This window comes from Neoroseomonas marina, assembly GCF_012927745.1.
In the GTDB taxonomy this organism is placed as follows: Bacteria; Pseudomonadota; Alphaproteobacteria; order Acetobacterales; family Acetobacteraceae; genus Neoroseomonas; species Neoroseomonas marina.
The window spans coordinates 250,741-271,706 of record NZ_JABBKX010000005.1 but is presented as its reverse complement, the minus strand read 5'-3'; the positions used below and the strand labels follow the sequence as shown (position 1 = coordinate 271,706).

Below are 20,966 nucleotides of genomic sequence, written 5' to 3'. Positions count from 1 at the left end.
GATCGGACCATGGTTCCGGACCTGCCGCCGCACTGGCTCCATCCACCCGACATCGCCACGGCGCGCGCGGCACAGGCCGAGATGGCCGCGCGCATCCTGCCCGAGGATGACCTGCCGGACTGCATCGCGCGCCTCGGCGGCGCGGATGTCAGCAACACGCGCTTCGATCCGGCGAAGCGCGTCCATGCGGCGCTCGTGACGCTCGACGCCGCGACGGATGCGGTGCTGGCCAGCAGCGGCGAATCCCGCAAGGCCGACTTTCCCTACGTCCCCGGCTACCTCGGCTTCCGTGAGGTTCCCGCCTTGCGGGCCTGCTGGGATCGCCTGTCCGTCCGGCCCGACATCATCCTGGTGGACGGGCAGGGGATGGCCCATCCGCGCGGCCTCGGCCTCGCATGCCATCTGGGCCTGGTGCTGGGCGTCCCGACGATCGGGGTGGCGAAGTCGCGCCTGGTGGGGGAAGGCGAGCCTGGCCCCGATCCTGGCGATGCGACGCCGCTGATGTGGAAGGGACGATGCATCGGCACCGCCCTGCGCACCCGTCGCGGCGCGCGGCCGCTGTATGTGTCCGTCGGACATCGGGTCTCGCTCGCGACCGCGACGCGCCTCGTGCTCGCCGTGACGCGCGGCCGCCGTCTCGCGACGCCGATCCGCGCCGCGCATGACGCGGCCAATGCGGCGCGGTTGCAGGGTTGATCCGATCGGGCCGCGGCTTGCCGCTCGGGCGGGCGACCGCCAGACTGGCGCGGAACGGACGAACGAGACCGGGGAAACGCCATGACCATCGCCACCACGCCGCGCCGCGGTGCCTCCCGCCGCGCCCTGATCGCCGCCGCCGCGGGGGCCGCGCTCGCGCGGCCGGCGTTCGCGCAGGAATGGCCGACGCGTCCGCTGCGCATCATCGTGCCCTACACGCCGGGCGGCACCACCGACATCGCGACGCGCCTGGTCGCGGAACCGCTCTCCCGCGTGCTCGGCCAGCCCGTGGTCGTCGAGAACCGCCCCGGCGCGAACAGCATCGTCGGCGCCGCGGCGGCGGCGACCTCCGCGCCCGACGGCTACACGCTGGTCATGGTGCTGCCCGCGCATGCCGCCAATGCGACGCTGCAGGCGGGCAAGATGCCCTTCGACGCCCTGACGTCCTTCGCGCCGGTGTCGCTGGTGGTGCAGGCGCCGCTCGTCCTCGCCGGCAGCAGGCACGTCCCGGCGGAGGATTTCCGCGGCTTCGTCGACTACATCCGCGCCCGTCCAGGCCGCGTGAACTACGGGTCGAGCGGCATCGGCGCGACGGCGCATCTCGCGATGGAACAGCTCGCCCTGCGGCTGAACCTGCGCATGGAACACGTGCCCTATCGCGGCACGCAGCCGGCGCTGCAGGATCTCATGGCCGGCAATATCGGGCTGATGTTCGACACCTATTCGACGCTGAAGCCGCAATTCGAGGCGGGCAATGTCCGCCCTCTCGGCATCGCGACCGTCACGCGCCCCGACTTCGCGCCGAACCTGCCGACCATCATCGAGGCCGGGCTGCCCGACTTCGCCGCCTCCTCCTGGTGCATGCTGCTCGCGCCCGCTCGCACGCCGGATGCGATCAACGAACGCATCGCGCGCGAGGTCCGCGCCATCGTGATGGAACCGACGATGAAGAAGCGGCTCGAGGATCTCGGCTTCGTCGCCGAGGGCCGTGCGCCGGCGCCGACCGGCGAATTCCTCCGCGCCGAGGTCGCCCGCTGGGGTGAGGTGATCCGCACCGCCAATATCCGCGTGGAATGACGTAGCGCGGCCGCATTCACGGCCGCCCCGCTGATTCTCCTTGTTTTTGCGACTGCGAAAGCGCATATGCGGCGCATCGCGCGGATGATCTGCGCGCCACGCGCCAGCCCGGCCGCGTGATCGGTCCCCGCCGCTTCCCTTCGCAGAAGGCGTGAAGCGCGGTGCGGGCCCGGGCCGGGGCAGGCGCGCCACTCACCGGACGGTCCCAATCCCGCGGGGCTTTCTCACCGCAGCGACGCGCGCCATGCGAACCCCGGCGCGCGCGTGACAGGACGCATCTTGACCACGACCTTCGAGGCGCTTGGCCTCGACACCCGTATCCTCCAGGCGCTTGCCGAGGAGGGCTATTCCTCGCCCACCCCCATCCAGGCGCAGTCCATTCCTTCCGTGATGGAAGGGCGCGACCTGCTCGGCATCGCGCAGACCGGCACCGGCAAGACCGCGGCCTTCAGCCTGCCGATCCTGCATCGCCTGGCGCAGCAGACCGGCCGGCCGCCGCGCTATGGCTGCCGCGTGCTGGTGCTGAGCCCGACGCGCGAGCTCGCCTCCCAGATCGCCGACAGCGTGCGCGCCTATGGGCGGCATCTCGGCCTGTCCACCACCGTGGTCTTCGGCGGCGTCGGCTTCGGCGGGCAGAAGAGCGCGCTCGCGCGCGGCGTCGACATCCTCGTCGCCACGCCGGGCCGGCTGCAGGACCTGATCGACCAGGGCGCGGCGCGGCTCGACCACGTCACGACGCTGGTGCTCGATGAGGCCGACCAGATGCTCGACAAGGGCTTCCTGCCGGCCATCCGTCGCCTGCTGAAGGCGATCCCGCAGCAGCGCCAGACGCTGTTCTTCAGCGCCACCATGCCGGCCGAGATCAACAAGCTCGCCGCGGAGATGCTGACCGACCCCGTGCGCGTCGCCGTCGCCCCCGTGGCGACGACGGCCGAGAAGGTCGCCCAGCGCGTCATCCACCTGCCCGCGAACGGCAAGCGCGAGGCGCTCGCGGACCTGCTGCGCATGGATGGCATCGGCCGCACGCTGGTGTTCAGCCGCACCAAGCACGGTGCGGACCGCATCGTGAAGCAGCTCGGCCAGGACGGCATCACGGCGAACGCTATCCATGGCAACAAGGCGCAGAACGCGCGCGAGCGTGCGCTCGCCGCCTTCCGCGACGGCTCGGCGCCGGTGCTGGTCGCGACCGACATCGCCGCGCGCGGCATCGACGTGGACGGCGTGACGCATGTCATCCAGTTCGACCTGCCGGAAGTGCCCGAGACCTACGTCCACCGCATCGGCCGCACGGCGCGCGCCGGCGCGACGGGCGAGGCGATCGCGCTCTGCTCGCATGAGGACCGCGACAAGTTGCGCGCGATCGAGCGCCTGATCCGCCAGCAGATCCCGGCGGAGACGCGCGCCGGTGCGGCTGCGCCCGAACCCGCGCGCGCGCCCGCGCCGCGCCAGCCGCAGCAGCAGCAGCAGAAGCCGCCGCGCGGCGCGCACAAGCCGCAGCGCCAGCCGCAGCATCGCCCCGGCGGCCATGCGGCGCCGGCCGAACCGAAGCGCCAGGGCGACGGCCCGCGCCCGCAGGGTGGCGATTCCGCACGCCGTCGTCCGGCCGCCGCGTCGCAGGACGCGCCGCGGCGCGACCGGTCCTGGCGCGAGGGTGATTTCCGCGACGGCGCGCCGGCCCCGGCCTTCCTGCGCCGCGGACGCTGACGCCGCCGTGAGGTGCGCGTGTGATCCGTTTCACCGCGCACCGCCTCGCCATCCTCTAGGTATCCGCGCCGGCGTTGCGATGCCGGCACGTGATCCTGGAGGTTCGATGCTCTTCCCGCTGAAGTTTCTTCCGAAGGAATCCTACAAGGAGGCGCCGCGCCATTTCGGCGCCCGTCGCAGCAAGGGGAAGCGCAAGCACGCCGGCTGCGACCTCTACGCGCCCGTGGGCACCCCGATCTTCGCGGTGGCCAACGGCGTGGTGCTCGATTTCTACGAATTCTATCTCGAGAGCTGGGCGCTCGAAGTCGACCACGGCGACTTCGTCGCGCGCTACGGCGAGGTGAAGAAGACGCTGCCCGCCGGCGTGAAGAAGGGTGCGAAGATCTTCGCCGGCCAGCACATCGCCAATGTCGGCGTGCTGCAGGGCCTCAAGCTGTCGATGCTGCATTTCGAGATGTATGCCGGCACCGCCAAGGGTGCGCTGACGCAGAAGGGCAACCCGCCCTACCAGCGCCGCAGCGACCTGATGGACCCGACGCCCTATCTCGATGCCGCGCAGATGTTCGGCGCCACCGTCTTCAACCCCTGCGTCTTCCTGCCCGGCATGTCGAAGGCGAGTTTCGGCTTCACCGCCGGAATGGGCCTGTATCCGGAATGACGGCGCATGCCGCGGCGGGGCAGCCCCGCCGCGGCGGCGTCCTATCCGAACACCTCGCTCCAGGCGGCGCGGAGCGCCGAATCGGCTTCCTCCATCGTCGCGGGCACGCCCTGCGCGTGCAGGCTCGTCACCCCGTATTCGCTGATGCCGCAGGGCACGATGCCGCCGAAATGCGTCAGGTCCGGATCGACGTTCAGCGCGACGCCGTGCCAGGACACCCAACGCGTCACCCGCACGCCGATGGCGGCGATCTTGTCCTCGCCGCCCGTGGCCCGGTTCGAGACCCACAGGCCGACCCGGCCCTCCCGCCGCTCCGCCCTGATGTTGAAGCGGTCGATGGCCCTGATCAGCCATTCCTCGAGGCCATGGACATAGGCCCGCACGTCCCGCGCCGCGACGCTGCCGTGCGGACGCGTCAGGTCCAGCATGACATAGCCGGTCCGCTGGCCGGGGCCGTGATAGGTCCACTGCCCGCCGCGGCCGGCCGCGAAGGTCGGGAAGCGGGCCTCCCGCAGATCCTCCGGCCGGGCCGAGGTGCCGGCCGTGTAGGTCGGGTCGTGTTCGACCAGCCAGACGCGTTCGGCCGCCGTCCCGGCCCGGATCGCCGCGACGCGGGATTCCATGGCGGACAAGGCTTCGGCGTAGGGGGTACGCCCCTCGGAGACGATCCATTCGAGGGGGGGGTTTGCGGATGGCGCGGTCATCGGTTATACGCCGCGCCCTCTACCGGATTTGCGGTCGTGGCGGAATGGTAGACGCGCTAGCTTGAGGTGCTAGTGGGGGCAACCCCGTGGAAGTTCGAATCTTCTCGACCGCACCAGTCCTCCGCCGAGGACGGAAACACCCGAAAACCAGGCGTTGATCGACCAGGGCGCAGCCGACCCGGCCGCGCCGTGACCTGATCGTTCAGGCCGCCAGCGCCACCTGCCGGCGCAAACGGCTCCATGCCTCCGGCGCCAGGCCGATCATCCCCGTACCGTCGATCGCCGCCGCCGCCGCGGCGAGAAGGGCGGTGCGCTCGTCGTCATCCATCGGCGGCAGCGCCAGAGCGAGGACTGCCTGTACGCGCGCCGGCGGCACCATCGCCATCATCCGCGCGGTGACGGCGCGCATGTCCGCCGCCGTCATCACCGTCGCGAGCAGGGGCTGCAGCGCGTCCTCGGCCTCGGCCAGGACCACCAGTTCCTCGGCGGCGAGTCGCCCGTAGCGACTGAACAGCCGCCGTGCCCAGGCCGGCCGGTCCTCGGTGCGCGCGGTCGCGAGGCTTTCGACGAGCAACGCGAGTTCGGCGACCGAGACGGACGTATCCGGATGCACGGCCGCCTGCTGGCGCAGGCCCGCGCCTGCCGCGTCGATCTCCGCGCGCAGCGCGGCGATCAGGCCGTCGAAGGTCTCCGATGCCTGCCATCCGCGCGTGCCGAGGGACACCAGCAGCCGCGCCAGGGCGCGGCGCAGCCCGGCATGGACCGGCGTGCGGCGATCCGCCGCCCAGCCAGGCGCCGGGCCGAAGAGATCGTCCCGTGTCGGGATGCGGCGGTTGTCGTTCATCGTCAGCATGGGTTCCTCCCCGGAACCGCGCGGGACCGTCTTGCGGCCGCCGCGCCGCTGCCAGGCCTCACCGGCCCGGGCTCGAGCGCGACGCCGGCCTTGTGCGCGAGCATCACGATCGGGCGGCAGGTGGTCGACCCGTCGACATGGTGGAGCTTCATGGCGCGTGCCCTCCCGAGCGGCTCGGCGCGGCCGGATGCGTGTGCGCCACGGTCGGCGGCGGCTGTTCCATCTCGGCATAGGGATGTCCCGCGCAGCCCACCCCCGGATTGGTCGCGTTGAACAGGCCGGCGGGGTTCTCCTTCCACAACCAGACATGCAGGTCGTAGTGGTGCAGCGCGGCCGGCATCAGCGGCTCGTGCCCCGCCATCGGCCCGTCGAAGGGCCGGCCGAACAGCGTCGGACGCTCCGTCACTCCCGTCGCGAGCGGGACGAACCACTCGGCCGCGACCAGGCGCAGCGTGCCGCGCGGACCGGGTTCGTAGACCAGGATCTGCGGACGCATCGGGTCGACGGTCGGGCCGATCAGCGCGGGGTTGAGGAAATGCACCCCCATCCCGCCGACCGGGTATTCCACGCAGCCCAGCGTCGAGAGGTAGCCATCCCGGATCGCCGCGCGCGGGTCCTGATACTTCGCCAGCGCATCGCGCACCGTCACCAGCTCGGGCGGCAGGTTCGGCGCGCGGATCGGGACGGAGGTCCGATGCCGCGCACGATGGCCCTCGTGGCCCAGGGCGCTGCTGAGCGTGCTCGTCGCCAGCCCGGCCGCCAGGATCGAACCCAGCAGGATCACCCCCTTGCGGAGGAAGTCGCGCGTGGTCCCATGGGTGCTGCTCATCGGGATCCTCCCTCGGTTGGGACGCGGTCAGCGCCCGGGAACGACGACGGTCAGGTAGGGCGCGGGCGCGGTCTCGCCGGCGCCGGTCATGCGGGGCACCTCGTTGCGGACGGGCGGCAGGCTGCGCAGGTAGCGGGCCAGCGCGCGGGCATCCGCATCGTTCAGCGCCGCATAGGAATGCCAGGGCATCACCGGGGCCAGGATCCGCCCGTCCGGCCGCACGCCGGTGCGCACCGCGCGGACGATGTCGGCCTCGCTCCAGGTCCCGAGGCCGGTCTCGCGGTCCGGCGTCAGGTTGGGCGGGTAGAAGACCCCGACGTCGGGGATGCCGAACCCGATGCCCGATCCCGCCAGGTGCAGCCGTGGATCGGGCTGGCCGGCGAGTGCGCCGCCGGTGTGGCAGCCGCCGCAATCCATGATTCGGGAGAGGTATTCGCCGCGGGCGTTCGGCCCCGCGGCCGCCTGCTGGGCGGCGGCCGGGGTGGTGGCGACCAGCGCCGCGAACATGGCGGCGCGCCGGAAGAAGGTCATCATCGTCGGGGCTCCTGGGGGCGGAAGATCGCGCCCTCGTTTCGAAGCCACTTTCGTCAGCGCAGCCTTCCGGAGCCATCTCCGGAGTTTTCCGGGACTTTCCGGAAGCTTTCCCGCCGGTGACCGATGTCACACGGCGGGGCCGGCTGGACGGCCGCCGCGCCTATCCCCTGCGGATGTTCCAGGGATAGGCCGCGGTGCCCTTCACGAAGCCCGACAACCCGCTGCGGTAGGCCGTGTTGATGAAGAACTGGCCGAGCGGCAGCACCGGGACGTTCTCGAAGGATTCCTGCTGAATGCCGTCGGCGAGGCGCTTCTGCTCGGCCTCGGTCTCCGCGACCAGCCATTGCCGCGCGAGGTCCTCGACGCGCGGGTTCGCGTACCAGCCGAACCAGCCGCTGTCGCCCTGGCCGCGCAGCGTCGCGCTCACCGCCGGGTTGATGATCGACAGGCTCGGCCACCAGGTGTGGAAGATGCTCCAGCCGCCCTGTTCGGGCGGAGACTTGCTCGCGCGGCGCTGCACGACGGAACCCCAGTCGGTCTCGACCAGGTCGACATTCATGCTGAGCCGGCGGAGCAGGTCGGCGGTCACCTGGCCGAAGGGCCCGATGGTGGGGAAGTCCGTCGGGTTGATGATGACGATCTTCTCGCCGCGGTAGCCGGCATCGCGGATCATCCCCTTCACGCGCTCGAGGTCGCGCGGGCCGGTCAGCGACGCGTTGCCGGTCGTGCTCTCATAGGGCGTCCCGCAGGGCCACATCGAGGCGCAAACGCGATAGGCCGAGGGATCGTTGCCGGTCACGCCGCGCAGATAGTCCTCCTGGTTGAGGGCAAGGAGCAGCGCGCGGCGGATCGCGGGATTGTTGAAGGGCGGGTGCAGGCAGTTGAAGCGCGCGACGCCGATATAGCCGAGGGTGTTCAGCACCTCGACCTGCACGCCACGCGACCGTCGCAGCAGCGGCGCGAGGTCGGCGTTCACCTGCTCCCACCAGTCGATCTCGCCCGATTGCAGCGCGGCCGAGGCCGTGGCGCTGTCGGGGATGATGGTCCATTCCACGCGCTCGAAATGGGCGACCTTGCCGCCCGCGGTGCGCGAGGCGGCTTCCTGCCGCGGGACATAGCCATCGAACTTCGCATAGGCGGCGCGGCTGCCCGAAATGTACTCGTCCTTGAGGAAGCGATAGGGCCCGGAGCCGATCACCTCGCTCATCTGCTGGAAGGGATCGGTGCGCGCGATGCGCTCGGGCATCATGAAGGGAACGACGGCGGCGGGTTTCGCCAGCGCGTCGACCAGCATCGGGAACTTCGACTTCAGCCGGATGCGGATGGTCCGGTCGTCCGCGGCCTCCCAGGCGTCGACGACGGCGGCGAGCGACTGGCCGAAGGTGTCGCGGCGGCTCCAGCGCGCGAGGCTCGGCGCGCAATCCTGCGCGCGGACCGGTTCGCCATCGTGCCAGCGCAGGCCCTCGCGCAGCCGGATCAGCCAGGTGCGGCCGTCGTCGGAGACGGTATGGCCTTCGGCCATCTGCGGCTGGACCTTGAGGTCGTCGGTCATGCCATAGAGCGTGTCGAACACCGTCCAGCCATGGCTCTCGGTGACCGCGGCCGTCGTCCAGATCGGGTCCAGCGAGGTGAGGTTCGCCTGCGGCACGAAGCGGAGGGTGCGGGCGCGGGCGGGCTGGGCAAAGGCAGGGGCCGCGAGGCCTGCCAGCGGAGCGGCCAGGACGCTTCTGCGAGAGGGCATTCTTCTTCTCCCTGTTGTGCCGGGAGCATCGCACCGCAGCCTCGGCGCGAACAACCTTGCTGCGGCTACTCCGGCACGCCGGCCTTCACCAGGCCCTCGCAGAACACCTCGCCATGGGCGAAGCCCGAGAGGTTCCTGCGCAGCAGCCCCACGCGGATCGGCGGGCCCATCCGGTTGCGCGCGGCCATGTAGCCCTGCGCCTCCTCGATGCGGCCGAGATGGCCGCAGCAGGAGATCAGCGTGTTGTAGTGGCCGAGATACTCGGCGAAGGCCGCGACCGAGGAGCGCAGATGCGGCAGTGCGTCCTCGAAGCGCCGCCCGCCGAGTAGCGCGAGCCCGTGGATCGCCGTGTAGATGCCCGCGAAACTGTCCATCGGACTCATGCGCAGCGCGAGGCCCGTCTCGGCGATCGCTTCCTCCATCCGCCCCGCGCGCAGCAGCCCCCAGCCGTGCAGCGTGCGCCCGAGCGCGAAGCAGGGATTGAGGTCGAGCGCGGCGCGCAGCTCCACCAGCCCGGTTCCGTGCTGCCGCGCGGAGGACAGGCAGATGCCGTGCGTCATCCGCGCCCAGGGCTCCAGGGGATCGAGGGACACCGCGGCGGCCGCCTGTTGCGCCGCGACGCGGTAACCCGCGGCATTGTCCGGCCACCAGTAGCAGAGCGCTGCCCACCAGGCCGCCCAGGCATGCAGCGCATGGGCCCGCGCGTAGCCGGGCTCGAGCGCTATCGCCTGTTCGAGCAGCAGCCGGGCTTCCTCGTTCTGCTTGCGCCCGACCTTGCGGATCAGGCCCATGGCGCGGACGGCGAGGCCCCAGGCGGAGAGGTTCGCGGTCGGTCGCGACGCCGCGCGGTAGCCTTCCTCGGCGTAGAGATGCGGCTCGATCGCGGCGACCACGTTGCGGGTGATCTCGTCCTGCACCGCGAAGATGTCGGACAGCTCGCGATCGTAGCGCTCGGCCCAGATGTGCCGCCCCGTCCCGGCATCGACCAGCTGCCCGGTGACGCGGATGCGCCCGCCCGCGACGCGCACGCTGCCTTCCAGCACGTAGCGGACGCCGAGGTCGCGCGCGACGTCCCGCACGTCCACCGCGCGGCCCTTGAAGGCGAAGGTCGAGTTGCGCGCGATGACGAAGAGCCAGCGCAGCCGCGCGAGGTCGGTGGTGATGTCCTCGGTGATGCCGTCGGCCAGCCAGTCCTGGCCCGGCGCGTCGCCCATGAAGGTGAAGGGCAGCACGGCGATCGACGGCGCGCTGTCCTCCTCGGCCGCCGGGACGACGCCCGGGCCGGCGTCGGGCAGGGCAGGGGCAGCGACCGGCCCGCGCAGCGTCAGCCCCGTGGTGCCCTCGACGACCGCCAGCGTGCGGTCCGAGAACAGCCCCACCAGCAGCTTGTCGACGGTCGAACGGCCGAGCCGCGTGCGATGCGCGAATTCCTCCCGCGAGATGCGCTCGCGGGCGAGGTAGTCCCTGACGATCCCTGCGACCTGTCGCCTGTCGTCCATCCCACAGCCGCCCGTCCGGGCGATCCCGGCCCCGTGACCACGATAGGCCCGGACGGCCCGCGGGGGGAATCCTTGCCCGCAGCGACGCGGTCGGGGGGGCGCCATCGCCCCTGCCCGGCCGGCGCGAAACCCTCTACCCTGGCTGCGGAGGTACCCTGATGGACGAGGATTTCCGCCGCGCCGCGCTCGACTACCACCGGCTGCCGCGACCCGGAAAGCTGGCGGTCGAGCCGACCAAGCGCATGGCGACGCAGCGCGACCTGGGCCTGGCCTATTCGCCCGGCGTCGCCGCCGCCTGCGAGGCGATCGCGGCCGACCCCGCCACGGCCTACGACTACACCACCCGCGGCAACATGGTCGCCGTCATCACCAACGGCACGGCCGTCCTCGGCCTCGGGGCGATCGGGGCGCTGGCGTCGAAGCCGGTGATGGAAGGCAAGGCGGTCCTCTTCAAGAAGTTCGCCGGCATCGACTCCATCGACATCGAGGTCGAGGAGCGCGACCCCGCCAGGTTCATCGAGGTGGTCGCGGCGCTGGAACCCTCCTTCGGCGCCATCAACCTCGAGGACATCAAGGCTCCCGAGTGCTTCGTCATCGAGCGCACCCTGCGCGAGCGGATGAAGATCCCGGTCTTCCACGACGACCAGCACGGCACGGCCATCATTGTCGCCGCCGCGGTGCGCAACGGCCTGCTGCTGCAGGGCAAGCGCATCGAGGACGTGAAGCTGGTGAACACCGGCGGCGGCGCGGCCGCGCTCGCCTGCCTCGACCTGCTCGTCTCGATGGGACTGAAGCGTGAGAACGTCACGATCTGCGACATCGGCGGCGTGGTGCACAGCGGGCGCAACGACCTCGATCCCTATCGCGCGCGCTATGCGCAGGTGACGGACGCGCGCACGCTGGAGGAGGTGCTGCCCGGCGCGGACGTCTTCCTCGGCCTGTCGGCTCCCCGCGTGCTGAAGCCCGAATGGCTGAAGTACCTGGCGCCGAAGCCGCTGGTCCTCGCACTGGCAAACCCCGAACCCGAGATCCTGCCCGAGGCCGTGCGCGCCGCCCGCCCGGACGCGATCGTCGCCACCGGCCGCACCGACTACCCCAACCAGGTCAACAACGTCCTCTGCTTCCCCTTCATCTTCCGCGGCGCGCTCGATGTCGGCGCGACGACGATCAACGAGGAGATGAAGATCGCGGCGGCGGACTCCATCGCCGCGCTCGCGCGCGTCGAGGCCTCCGAGGTCGTCGCCGCCGCCTATGGCGGCCAGGCGCCGGTCTTCGGGCCGGACTACATCATCCCCAAGCCCTTCGACCCGCGGTTGATCCTCGAGATCGCGCCCGCGGTCGCGCGGGCGGCGATGGATTCCGGCGTCGCGATGCGGCCCATCGCCGATTTCGCCGCCTATCGCCGGGAGCTGGAGCGGAACGTCTTCCGTTCCGGCAACCTGATGCGGCCCGTCTTCGAGGCTGCACGCAAGCGCCCGCGCCGCGTCGCCTACGCCGAGGGCGAGGACGAGCGCACGCTGCGCGCCGTACAGTCGGTGGTGGACGAGGGGATCGCCGAGCCCATCCTGGTCGGCCGTCGGCCCGTCATCGAGGCGAAGGTCAAGGCGCTCGGCCTGCGCATGGACCTCGGGGAGAGCGTGCGCGTCGTCGATCCGACCGCGGATGCCGACCTGTTCGGCCCGCTGACGGAGCTCTACCGGATCAAGGTCGGCCGCCGCGGTACGCCGCCGGATGCCGCGGCCAAGCGCGTCGCGACGCGATCGGCCGTTGCGGCGTCCCTGCTGCTCGAGGCCGGGCATGCGGATGCCGCCATCTGCGGCGGCCTCGGCGACTGGATGGGGCAGTGGAAGCACGTTCTCGACATCATCGGCAAGCGCGACGATGTCGGCCGGGTCTATGCGCTGTCGGGCGTCGTGACCCGTGCGGGCGAACACCTGTTCGTCGTCGACACCCATCTCTGCCTCGAGCCGACGGCGGAGCAGATCGCCGAGATGACGCTGCTGGCGGCCGAGCAGGTGCGGGCCTTCGGCATCACGCCCAAGGTCGCGCTGCTGTCGCATTCCTCCTTCGGGGCCTCGCACGCGCCTTCGGCGCGGCGGATGCGCCAGGCGCTGGGGATGGTGCGGAAGATGGACCCGGGGCTCGAGGTGGATGGCGAGATGCATGCCGACGCCGCGCTGATCCCGGCGATCCGCGCCCGGGCGGTGCCCGACAGCCGGCTGGAGGGGGCGGCGAACCTTCTCGTGATGCCGGGGATCGATGCCGCCAACATCGCCTTCAACCTGGTGAAGGCGGCGACGGACGGGCTGCAGCTCGGCCCGCTGCTGCTCGGCATGAACAAGCCGATCCACGTGCTGGTGCCGAGCGTCACGGCGCGCGGCATCCTCAACCTGACGGCGCTCGCCGTCGCCCAGGCGAACGCGGGGGGCTGATCCCCCGCGCCGTCCGGCGCGGGATCACTGCGCCTGGGCGGTGATTCCGAAGCGGCGCTGGGCCTCGGCGGCATTGGCCGGCGGCTGCTGGGCGTCGACGAGCTTGACCGGCTGCGGCGGGTTCACCCGCACCTCGACCGTCTGGGCCTGGCCGCGGATGAAGCGCTGCACCGCGTCGCGGATCGGGTCGAGCCCGGCCGCGCCGGGCTGCGACAGCGCGCCGCCGGCCATCGCCGCGAACTGCTCGCGCAGCTGCGCTTCCGGCGTGCGGCTTTCGCGCGCCTGCAGCGCGACGAAGCGGCGGAACAGCGAGGCATCGGCATAGCGCAGCCCGGCCGAGATCAGCCGGACGTTCGACACGTCGCCCGTCTGCGCGGCCTGCTGCGTCACGCCATCCATCACCAGGGCGAGCGACAACGTGCCGACGTCGCGGCCCGACACCGACAGGTCGCGGATGTCGATCCGCCCGCTCGGCGCGTCATAGGCGGTCTGGGCGGTGATCTCGCCTTCGACCGCCTGGTAGCCGAAGCGCGTCAGCCAGTCGGCGATCATCGGCATCGGTTCCACGCGGATCCCGCGGAAGGCGACGGTGCCGGTGCCCGAACCGTCGGTCCGCTGGATGTCCGCCGCGATGCGCATCTCGGCCAGGCGACCGACCGAACGACCGCCGCCGAGGACGTCGAGGCCGTCGAGATCGATCGACGCGCGGCCCACCAGGTTCGGCGGCTGTTCGTTGCGCATCACCGCGGCCAGCGTGCCGCCGAGGTCGACGCCGCTCAGCGCGAAGCGCGCGAGGCGCATCGTGTCGAAGACGCCGGCATCGATCGCGCCGACTTCGAGCCCCTCGATCGCGAGGCGCGCGGGCTGGCCCGCCACCCAGTTCTCGAGCGTCGCGAGGCGCAGCCGAATGGTGGATTCGCCCGTGGTTTCGACGCCCTCGACGTGCAGCTGGTCAAGGCGGACCTGGTCGGGCTCGGGCGGCTTGCCGCTGGCGTCGCGCGGCACGGTCAGCCCGGCGATGCGCAGCTGCGCGATGCGGACGGTGTTGTTGTCCTCCGTGGTCGCGAGGTTGCGGGCGACGAGCTCGGCGACGCCGTCCTGCCGCAGGCCGTTGATCAGGACCTCGTCCGCGGTGGCGCGCTTGCCGGTCTGCTCGAGGACGACGCCCGTCATCCGCACCTGTTCGCCGAGGCCGTCCAGCGTCTCGGCATTGGCGTAGCTCAGCCGGACATCGGCACCGAGCAGCCCGCGCAGCCGCGTGATGGCGGGCGCTTCGTTCGGTGGCAGGCCCGGGTTCACCGCGGGCGGCGGCGGCACCTGGACCGGCGCCTGGGCCTGCGGCGCGGGGGCGGGACGAGCCGGCTGGGCCTGCTGAGCCGGCCCGCCGAGCGGTGCCGGCTTGGTGGTCGGCAGCGCTTGCTGCGGCGCTCCCTGGGGCGACGGCTTGGGCTGCGCGAGGGCCACGCCCGCCACGGCGATGCCCGCGACGGTCGCGAGCGCAAGGGCCTTGAACCCCGTTCTCCCTGCAGCGTCCATCCCGACCCGTCCTCCTCTTGCGGCGGCGCAGTAAAGCCCGCCATGGCGTGCCCCGCCAGCATAGCGGCCGACCCCTTGGCGTGGCGTGTGAGGCATTTCACATGAGTGCCAGTCAGGAGAACATGCACGACATGGCCCAGCCGCCCGCCCGCCCTGCGCCGAGCACGGAGGTGGCCGCCTTCCTCGAGAAGGTGGCCCGGATGCCGGCCGCACGGCCCGAGCGGGGACGGCCCGGGCGCCTCGTCTTCGCGGTGGATGCCACGGCCTCGCGCCAGCCCGCCTGGGACCGGGCCTGCGCCCTGACGGGCGAGATGTTCCTGGCGACGCGCGACCTCGGCGGGCTCGCCGTGTCGCTCGCCTATTGGCGGGGCTTCCTGGAATTCGCCGCGACGCCCTTCCTGACCGACGGCGCGGAGCTGGCGCGGCGCATGGCGACGGTCTCCTGCCTCGGCGGGCAGACCCAGATCCTGCGCGCCCTGCGCCACGCGATGAACGAGACGCGCCAGGACAAGGTCGGCGCCCTGGTGCTGGTGGGCGACGCGGTGGAGGAGGATGTCGACGCGCTGTGCCACGCGGCGGGCGAACTCGGCCTGTTCGGCACCCCGGTCTTCTGCTTCCACGAGGGCAGCGACACCGTCGCCGGGAATGCCTTCCGGCAGATGGCGAAGGTCTCGGGCGGGGCCTATGCGCCCTTCGATTCCGCGGCGGCGGGGACCCTGCGCGACCTGCTGCGCGCGGTGGCCGTCTTCGCGGCGGGCGGGCGGGCGGCGCTTGCGGCGCTGCCGGGCGCCGCGGCCGCCCGCATTGCCGGGCAGTTGCCGGGGCCGAAGGCGGCGCGATGACCTGGCTGGCCCTCGGCGCGCTGGCGCTTGTCCTGCTCATGGCGCTGCTGCGCGCCTTCGCCAATGCCCCGGTCTCCAGCGTGAAGAAGGGGCTCGCCTGGGTCGCGGGCGGCCTCGGCGCGGTGCTGCTGGTCGCCCTGCTGTTCAGCGGCCGTGGGCTGCAGGCGATCTGGTCCCTGACCCTGTTCGCACCGCTGCTGGTCCAGGCCTGGCGATCCTGGCGAACGGCCCGGACCTTCTCGCGCGGCGGCCAGGCGACGCCCGGGCAGGAAAGCCGCGTCGCCACCGCGACACTCGAGATGGTGCTGCACCACGACAGCGGTCGCATGACGGGCCGCGTGATCGGTGGCCGCTTCGCCGGCGCGGATCTGGGGGAGCTGGACCTGCCGGCGCTGCGCGAGCTGCTCGCCGATTGCGCGGTGGAGGATGCGGAGAGCGTGCCGTTGCTCGAAGCCTGGCTGGATCGCAGCCACCCGGACTGGCGGGACGTCCCGCCCCCGGTCGCCGAGGGGCCGATGACCCGTGCTGATGCCCTGGCGATCCTCGGCCTTGCCGAGGGTGCGAGCGAGGCCGAGATCCGCGCTGCCCATCGCCGCCTGATGCGCGGCGCCCATCCGGACCATGGCGGGAGCGCATGGCTGGCGGCGCGGTTGAACGCGGCGCGGGACCTGCTGCTCGGGACCTGACGAGCCTGCATGGCGATCGGGCCGGCACTGCATCCGCCGCCATCTTTCCGTACCGATCCCGCCGCGCCGGCGCCGTCCACCCTGTATAATCCAGCGGCCATGATCGCCACCCGTCGCGCGGCCCTTGCGGCCGCCAGCCTCGCCCTCGCCGTGCCGCGCCGTGTCCTGGCGCAGGCATCGGCCATCACCGGCGCCGCGACCTATCGCGAGCGTATGGCCCTGCCGCCGGGCGCGGTGCTGGAGGTCGAACTGCTCGACATCTCCCGCGCCGAAGCCCCGGCCGATCGCATCGCCGTCGCGCGGATCGAGGTGCAGGGCCAGGTGCCGATCCGCTTCAGCCTGCCGTTCGATCCCGCACGGATCGACGAACGGCATCGGTATTCGGTCTCGGCGCGGCTGTCGGTGCGGGACCAGGTCGTCTTCCGCAGCGACCGCGTGAACCCGGTGCTGACCCGCGGTGCGGGGCGGGAGGTCGATATCCTGCTGGTCCGCGCGCGCCCGGAGGCATCCGGCGATGCCGGCCTGGTCGGACCGGTCTGGGTCGCCGAGGACATCACCGGTCGCGGCGTGGTCGATCGCCTGCAGTCCACGATCACCTTCGGCGCCGATGGCCGCGCCTATGGTTCGGGCGGGTGCAACCGCTTCACCGGCGGCTACACGCTCGATGGCACCTCGCTGCGGATCGGGCAGATGGCGCAGACCAACATGGCCTGCGTGGAGGCGGCGATGGACCAGGAGCAGCGCTTCCACCAGGCGCTCGGCGCCGTGCGCGGCTGGCGGATCGAGAACGGCATCCTGCATCTGACGGACGACCGCGGCGCGACGGTCCTGCGGCTCGCCCGCGGCCAGTGATGGCTTGCCGATCCCGGTGGTGGCACGATGGGCGTGCGGGGGCGGAGTGCCTGGCCATGGAGGTCCTCCCCAGCCACCTGACGCTCGCGGGCATGCACCCGCTGACGGCGATGCTGCCCGACGCCGACACCGCCGTGGTGAGTCGGCTCTCCGCAACCGCCTCCCGCGCGGAGGGCTGCGGGCGGCCGGGGGGTGATGGCCTCTGGCTGGCGGCTGGCCGAGGATGTCCGCCGGGACCTCGCGGTCTGCGCAGCGTCCTGACGCGTCAGGCCTTGTCCGAGGGCAGGGTGATGGTGCGCCCGTCGAGGGCGAAGATCCCCCAGCCCTGGTGATGGACGGTCTTCGCGTCGCGTCGCTTGGGATCGATCCAGGCCTGCACGACCTCGAGGATGAACATGCAGTAGGCGTCGACCATCCGCGTGTCGATCACGTGGCATTCGAGGTTGGCGATGCAGTCCGGCAGCAGCGGCGCGGCGACGTGGCGTGCGGGCTTCGTCCCGATGCCGAGCGTCGCGAACTTGTCGGTATCGGCGCCGGAGCAATTGCCGATCGCCACCACGGTCTTCAGGAATCCGGCCGGCGGGATCGCGATGACGCATTCCTTGCTGCGCCGCAGCGCCTTGAAGGAATGGTTCCGGTTGCTGACGATGCAGGCGACCTGCGGCGGGGTGAACTCGACCATCATGTGCCAGGACATGGCCATGACGTTCGGGATGCCGCGGTGGCTGGTGGTCAAGAGCACCACCGGCCCCGGTTCGATGAGCTGGTAGACCTTCGCGAGCGCGAGCGTCCTCATGTCCCGGTGTCCAGAGGCCCTTCGGCCTCTGGCGGGGAGGTCCGGAGGGGCGGGGCCCCTCCGGTTTCATATCACAGCTTGCCGAACAGCGCCGCGGTGTCGCTCATGCGGTTCGAGAAGCCCCACTCGTTGTCGTACCAGGACAGCACGCGCACCAGGCCGCCATCGACCACCTGGGTCTGCGTCGCGTCGAAGGTGGACGACATCGGGTTGTGGTTGAAGTCGATGCTGACCAGCGGCGCGGTGTTGTAGCCGAGGATCCCCTTGAGCGGACCGCTCTCGGAGGCCGCCTTCATCGCCGCGTTCACCGCCTCCTTCGTCACACCTTCCTTGGCCGGCACGAAGTCGAGCGAGACGAGGGAGACGTTCGGCGTCGGGATGCGGATGGCGGTGCCGTCCAGCTTGCCCTTCAGTTCCGGCATCACCAGGCCCACGGCCTTGGCCGCGCCGGTCGAGGTCGGGATGGCGGACACGGCGGCCGCGCGCGCGCGGTGCAGGTCCTTGTGTAGCGTGTCGACCGTGTTCTGGTCGCCGGTGTAGGCGTGGATCGTCACCATGTAGCCGCGGACGATGCCGAAATTGTCGTGCAGCACCTTCGCGACCGGCGCGAGGCAGTTGGTGGTGCAGGAGGCGTTGGAGATGACCGTCATCTCCTTCGTCAGCGTCTGGTGGTTCACGCCGTAGACGATGGTCGCGTCGGCGTTGTCGCCGGGGGCGGAGATGACGACCTTGCGCGCGCCGGCGGTCAGCAGCGCGGAGGCCTTCTCCTTGCTGGTGAAGATGCCGGTGCATTCCATCGCGACGTCGACGCCCTTGAGCGGCAGCTTCGTCGGGTCGCGCTCGGCCGTGATCTTGATCGGGCCCCAGGTCTTGCCGGCGTTCTTGATGGTGATGGTGTCGCCCTCGACGATCACCTCGCCGGGGAAGCGGCCATGCACGCTGTCGTAGCGGAACAGGTGGGCATTCGCCTCGACCGAGCCGAGGTCGTTGATGGTGACGAATTCCAGGTCGTCGCGGCCGGCCTCGCAGGCGGCGCGCAGCACCAGGCGACCGATGCGCCCGAACCCGTTGATGGAAACCTTCACCGCCATGGCGTTCGTATCCTTCCCGTCAGGAGAATGAGTCGATCAGGCGAGGCGCTTCTTCACCGCCGCCGTCACGGCATCGGCCGTGATGCCGAAATGCTTGTAGAGCTCGTCCGCCGGCGCCGAGGCGCCGAAGCCGCCCATGCCGATGAAGATCCCATCGGCGCCGAGCCAGCGTTCCCAGCCGAAGCCGATCGCGGCCTCGATACCCACGCGCAGGCCGGTGCCGAGCACCTGCTCGCGATAGGAGGCATCCTGCGCGGCGAAGATCTCCCAGCAGGGCAGGGAGACGACGGCGGTCGGAATGCCGTCCGCTTCGAGGGCATCGCGCGCGGCCAGGGCGAGGTGCACCTCCGACCCCGTCGCGATCAGCGTCGCCTTGCGCGCCGCGGAGGCCTCGGCCAGCACGTAGCCGCCGCGGGCGCAGCGGTTCTCGCCCGCATCGCTGCGCAGCGCCGGCAGGTTCTGGCGCGACAGCGCGAGCAGCGAGGGCCCGTCGGCGCGCTTGACCGCGAGTTCCCAGCATTCCGCCGTCTCCATCGCATCCGCCGGGCGGAAGACGAAGACGTTGGGCATGGCGCGGAAGGAGGCGATGTGCTCGACCGGCTGATGGGTCGGCCCATCCTCGCCGAGGCCGATGCTGTCATGCGTCAGCACATGGATGACGCGCTGGTGCATCAGCGCCGCGAGGCGGATCGCCGGGCGCATGTAGTCCGAGAACACCAGGAAGGTGCCGGAGTAGGGGATGATGCCGCCATGCAGCGCCATGCCGTTCATGGCGGCCGCCATGCCGTGCTCGCGCACGCCCCAATGGACGAAGCGGCCGGCGAAGTTGCCCGGCGCGATCGCCGGGATGCCCTTCACATTGGTGTTGTTCGACCCGGTGAGGTCGGCCGAGCCGCCGACCATCTCGGGCACCGATGGCACCAGGGCCTCGAGCGCCTTCTGGCTCGACACGCGGGTGGCGAGCTTGGGCTTCTCCTCGGCATGCTTCGCGCGCAGCGCGGCGAGCGCCTCGTGCCAGGCTTCCGGCAGCTTGCCGGCCATGGCGCGGTCGAAATCGGCCTTCTGCGGGTGCTTGGCCAGGCGCTTCAGCCAGGACCGGCGGGTGCCGGCGCTGCGACGGCCGGCGGCCTCCCAGGCGGCCTTGATGTCCTCGGGCACCGTGAAGGCGGGCGCCGTCCAGCCGAGCAGTTCCTTCGCCGCCGCCGCTTCCGCCGCGCCGAGCGGGGAGCCGTGCGAACCGGCCGTGCCCGCCTTGGTCGGTGCGCCGAGGCCGATGATGGTGCGGCAGGCGATCAGCGTCGGCTTGCGGTTGCGCGTGGCCCAGGCCATCGCGCTCGCGAGTTCCTCGGGGTTGTGGCCGTCGACGCGGCGCGTCGCCCAGCCATAGGCCTGGAAGCGCTTCAGCGTGTCGTCGGTGAAGGACAGCGCGGTGTCGCCGTCGATCGAGATGTGGTTGTCGTCCCACAGCACGCAGAGCTTCGACAGCCCGTAATGGCCGGCGAGCGAGGCGGCTTCGTGCGAGACGCCTTCCTGCAGGTCGCCATCCGAGGCGATGACCCAGGTGCGGTGGTCGACCAGCGAGGTGCCGAAGCGCGCCTGGAGCATCCGCTCGGCCAGCGCCATGCCGACCGCGGTCGCGATGCCCTGGCCGAGCGGGCCGGTGGTGGTCTCGATGCCCGGATGCTCGCCGAATTCGGGGTGGCCGGCGGCGGGGGAATGGAGCTGGCGGAAGCGCTTCAGCTCCTCGATGCCCATGCCCGCATGGCCGGTCAGGTGCAGCAGGCTGTAGAGCAGCATCGAGCCGTGGCCGGCCGAGAGCACGAAGCGGTCGCGGTCGGCCCAGCGGGGATCGGCCGCGTCGTACTTCAGGAACTTCGTGAACAGCACCGTCGCGACATCGGCCATGCCCATCGGCATGCCGGGATGGCCGGACTTCGCGGCCTCGACGCCGTCGATCGCGAGGGCGCGGATGGCATCCGCGAGCCGCCGTGCCTCGGTCACCGGCCGGGCGAGGATCTCGGCCTGGGCGGCAAGCGCCGGGTTCTGGGAGGCGTCGGGCGTGGGGGCGATGCTGGCCAAGAGAAGGCACCTGCGGCTGCTGCTGGGGGCGGGGCCGCTATAGAGGCGGGGGGGCCTCGGGGCAACCTCGCGGGGTGCAGCCCGGCCTCCGCGCGACTGCAGGGCAGGCCGCCGATCGGCGGGGCGCGGGCCGTTTGCGGCGCACGTCGTGGACGGGTGTGGTTCCGCCTTGCGCGAAGGGTGGTGCCGCCGCGTCGGACCGGCAGCACGTTGGTGTGAAGGCCCGACGGCGTGCCGCGGAATTCCAGGTATCGCGCGGAAGCCGCCGGCTTGCGGCGCAGCGGCCGCAGGACGTGCCGTGTTGCGAACCTGTCGCGGTCGCATCGATAGGCTAGCGTGCCGCCCATGGATTCCGCC

Annotated in this window: 18 protein-coding genes and 1 tRNA gene; 9 read left to right on the top strand and 10 right to left on the bottom strand. The window is 71.6% G+C overall.

The annotated features are described in order from the left end of the window. The first annotated feature begins 9 nt into the window (after window positions 1–9). From GWK16_RS16250 to GWK16_RS16235, 4 genes are all read left to right on the top strand, one after another. Window positions 10–696 (top strand): endonuclease V, encoded by a 687-nt coding sequence (locus tag GWK16_RS16250; RefSeq protein WP_170055017.1) that lies wholly within the window; start codon window positions 10–12, stop codon window positions 694–696. An 81-nt stretch (window positions 697–777) separates the two neighbouring features. After that, entirely contained in the window at window positions 778–1,773 is a 996-nt protein-coding gene (locus GWK16_RS16245) for a Bug family tripartite tricarboxylate transporter substrate binding protein (RefSeq protein ID WP_170055016.1), read from the top strand. A 279-nt stretch (window positions 1,774–2,052) separates the two neighbouring features. After that, window positions 2,053–3,477 (top strand): DEAD/DEAH box helicase, encoded by a 1,425-nt coding sequence (locus GWK16_RS16240; protein ID WP_170055015.1) that lies wholly within the window; start codon window positions 2,053–2,055, stop codon window positions 3,475–3,477. A gap of 106 nt (window positions 3,478–3,583) precedes the next feature. After that, the gene (locus tag GWK16_RS16235) at window positions 3,584–4,135 is read left to right on the top strand and encodes a M23 family metallopeptidase (protein ID WP_170055014.1); all 552 of its coding nucleotides are present in this window, start codon (window positions 3,584–3,586) and stop codon (window positions 4,133–4,135) included. 41 nt (window positions 4,136–4,176) lie between these two features. Here GWK16_RS16235 and lipB read toward each other — a convergent pair whose 3' ends face one another. After that, complete coding sequence (gene lipB, locus GWK16_RS16230) at window positions 4,177–4,839, bottom strand: lipoyl(octanoyl) transferase LipB (RefSeq protein WP_170055013.1); 663 nt, start codon at window positions 4,837–4,839, stop codon at window positions 4,177–4,179. A 30-nt stretch (window positions 4,840–4,869) separates the two neighbouring features. Here lipB and GWK16_RS16225 point away from each other — a divergent pair. Beyond that, a tRNA-Leu gene (locus GWK16_RS16225) sits at window positions 4,870–4,955 on the top strand. An 86-nt stretch (window positions 4,956–5,041) separates the two neighbouring features. Here GWK16_RS16225 and GWK16_RS16220 read toward each other — a convergent pair. The 5 genes from GWK16_RS16220 to GWK16_RS16200 all read right to left on the bottom strand — a co-directional run bounded on the left by GWK16_RS16220 (window position 5,042) and on the right by GWK16_RS16200 (window position 10,295). Beyond that, on the bottom strand, window positions 5,042–5,692 hold the full coding sequence (locus GWK16_RS16220) for a hemerythrin domain-containing protein (RefSeq protein ID WP_170055012.1): 651 nt from the start codon (window positions 5,690–5,692) through the stop codon (window positions 5,042–5,044). Window positions 5,693–5,840: 148 nt separating this feature from the next. Beyond that, complete coding sequence (locus GWK16_RS16215) at window positions 5,841–6,521, bottom strand: hypothetical protein (protein WP_211187475.1); 681 nt, start codon at window positions 6,519–6,521, stop codon at window positions 5,841–5,843. Between the two features lie 27 nt (window positions 6,522–6,548). Further along, the gene (locus GWK16_RS16210; protein ID WP_211187474.1) at window positions 6,549–7,055 is read right to left on the bottom strand and encodes a c-type cytochrome; all 507 of its coding nucleotides are present in this window, start codon (window positions 7,053–7,055) and stop codon (window positions 6,549–6,551) included. Between the two features lie 160 nt (window positions 7,056–7,215). After that, window positions 7,216–8,796 (bottom strand): ABC transporter substrate-binding protein, encoded by a 1,581-nt coding sequence (locus GWK16_RS16205; protein WP_170055011.1) that lies wholly within the window; start codon window positions 8,794–8,796, stop codon window positions 7,216–7,218. A 65-nt stretch (window positions 8,797–8,861) separates the two neighbouring features. Further along, entirely contained in the window at window positions 8,862–10,295 is a 1,434-nt protein-coding gene (locus GWK16_RS16200) for a tetratricopeptide repeat protein (protein WP_170055010.1), read from the bottom strand. Between the two features lie 158 nt (window positions 10,296–10,453). On the opposite strand from GWK16_RS16200, the gene GWK16_RS16195 reads away from it, so the two are divergent. Further along, window positions 10,454–12,727, top strand: a complete 2,274-nt coding sequence (locus GWK16_RS16195; RefSeq protein ID WP_170055009.1) for an NADP-dependent malic enzyme — start codon at window positions 10,454–10,456, stop codon at window positions 12,725–12,727. A gap of 24 nt (window positions 12,728–12,751) precedes the next feature. Here GWK16_RS16195 and GWK16_RS16190 read toward each other — a convergent pair whose 3' ends face one another. Next, entirely contained in the window at window positions 12,752–14,263 is a 1,512-nt protein-coding gene (locus tag GWK16_RS16190; RefSeq protein WP_170055008.1) for a hypothetical protein, read from the bottom strand. A 101-nt stretch (window positions 14,264–14,364) separates the two neighbouring features. Between GWK16_RS16190 and GWK16_RS16185 the strand changes: the two genes are divergently transcribed. From GWK16_RS16185 to GWK16_RS16175, 3 genes are all read left to right on the top strand, one after another. Then, on the top strand, window positions 14,365–15,105 hold the full coding sequence (locus GWK16_RS16185) for a vWA domain-containing protein (protein WP_248291422.1): 741 nt from the start codon (window positions 14,365–14,367) through the stop codon (window positions 15,103–15,105). Beyond that, a complete protein-coding gene (locus tag GWK16_RS16180; RefSeq protein ID WP_170055007.1) occupies window positions 15,102–15,791 on the top strand; it encodes a J domain-containing protein in 690 nt (229 codons plus the stop codon). The genes GWK16_RS16185 and GWK16_RS16180 overlap by 4 nt, the downstream gene beginning before the upstream one ends. Window positions 15,792–15,890: 99 nt before the next feature. Continuing rightward, entirely contained in the window at window positions 15,891–16,643 is a 753-nt protein-coding gene (locus tag GWK16_RS16175; protein ID WP_170055006.1) for a YbaY family lipoprotein, read from the top strand. Between the two features lie 265 nt (window positions 16,644–16,908). On the opposite strand, the gene GWK16_RS16170 is transcribed toward GWK16_RS16175, so the two are convergent. The 3 genes from GWK16_RS16170 to tkt all read right to left on the bottom strand — a co-directional run bounded on the left by GWK16_RS16170 (window position 16,909) and on the right by tkt (window position 20,600). Then, entirely contained in the window at window positions 16,909–17,439 is a 531-nt protein-coding gene (locus GWK16_RS16170; RefSeq protein ID WP_170055005.1) for a flavin reductase family protein, read from the bottom strand. A 71-nt stretch (window positions 17,440–17,510) separates the two neighbouring features. Further along, complete coding sequence (gap, locus tag GWK16_RS16165; protein WP_170055004.1) at window positions 17,511–18,530, bottom strand: type I glyceraldehyde-3-phosphate dehydrogenase; 1,020 nt, start codon at window positions 18,528–18,530, stop codon at window positions 17,511–17,513. 36 nt (window positions 18,531–18,566) lie between these two features. Then, window positions 18,567–20,600 carry a transketolase gene (tkt, locus tag GWK16_RS16160; protein WP_338144495.1) on the bottom strand — a complete coding sequence of 678 codons (2,034 nt, stop codon included), beginning with the start codon at window positions 20,598–20,600 and terminating at the stop codon, window positions 18,567–18,569. Between the last annotated feature and the right edge of the window lie 366 nt (window positions 20,601–20,966).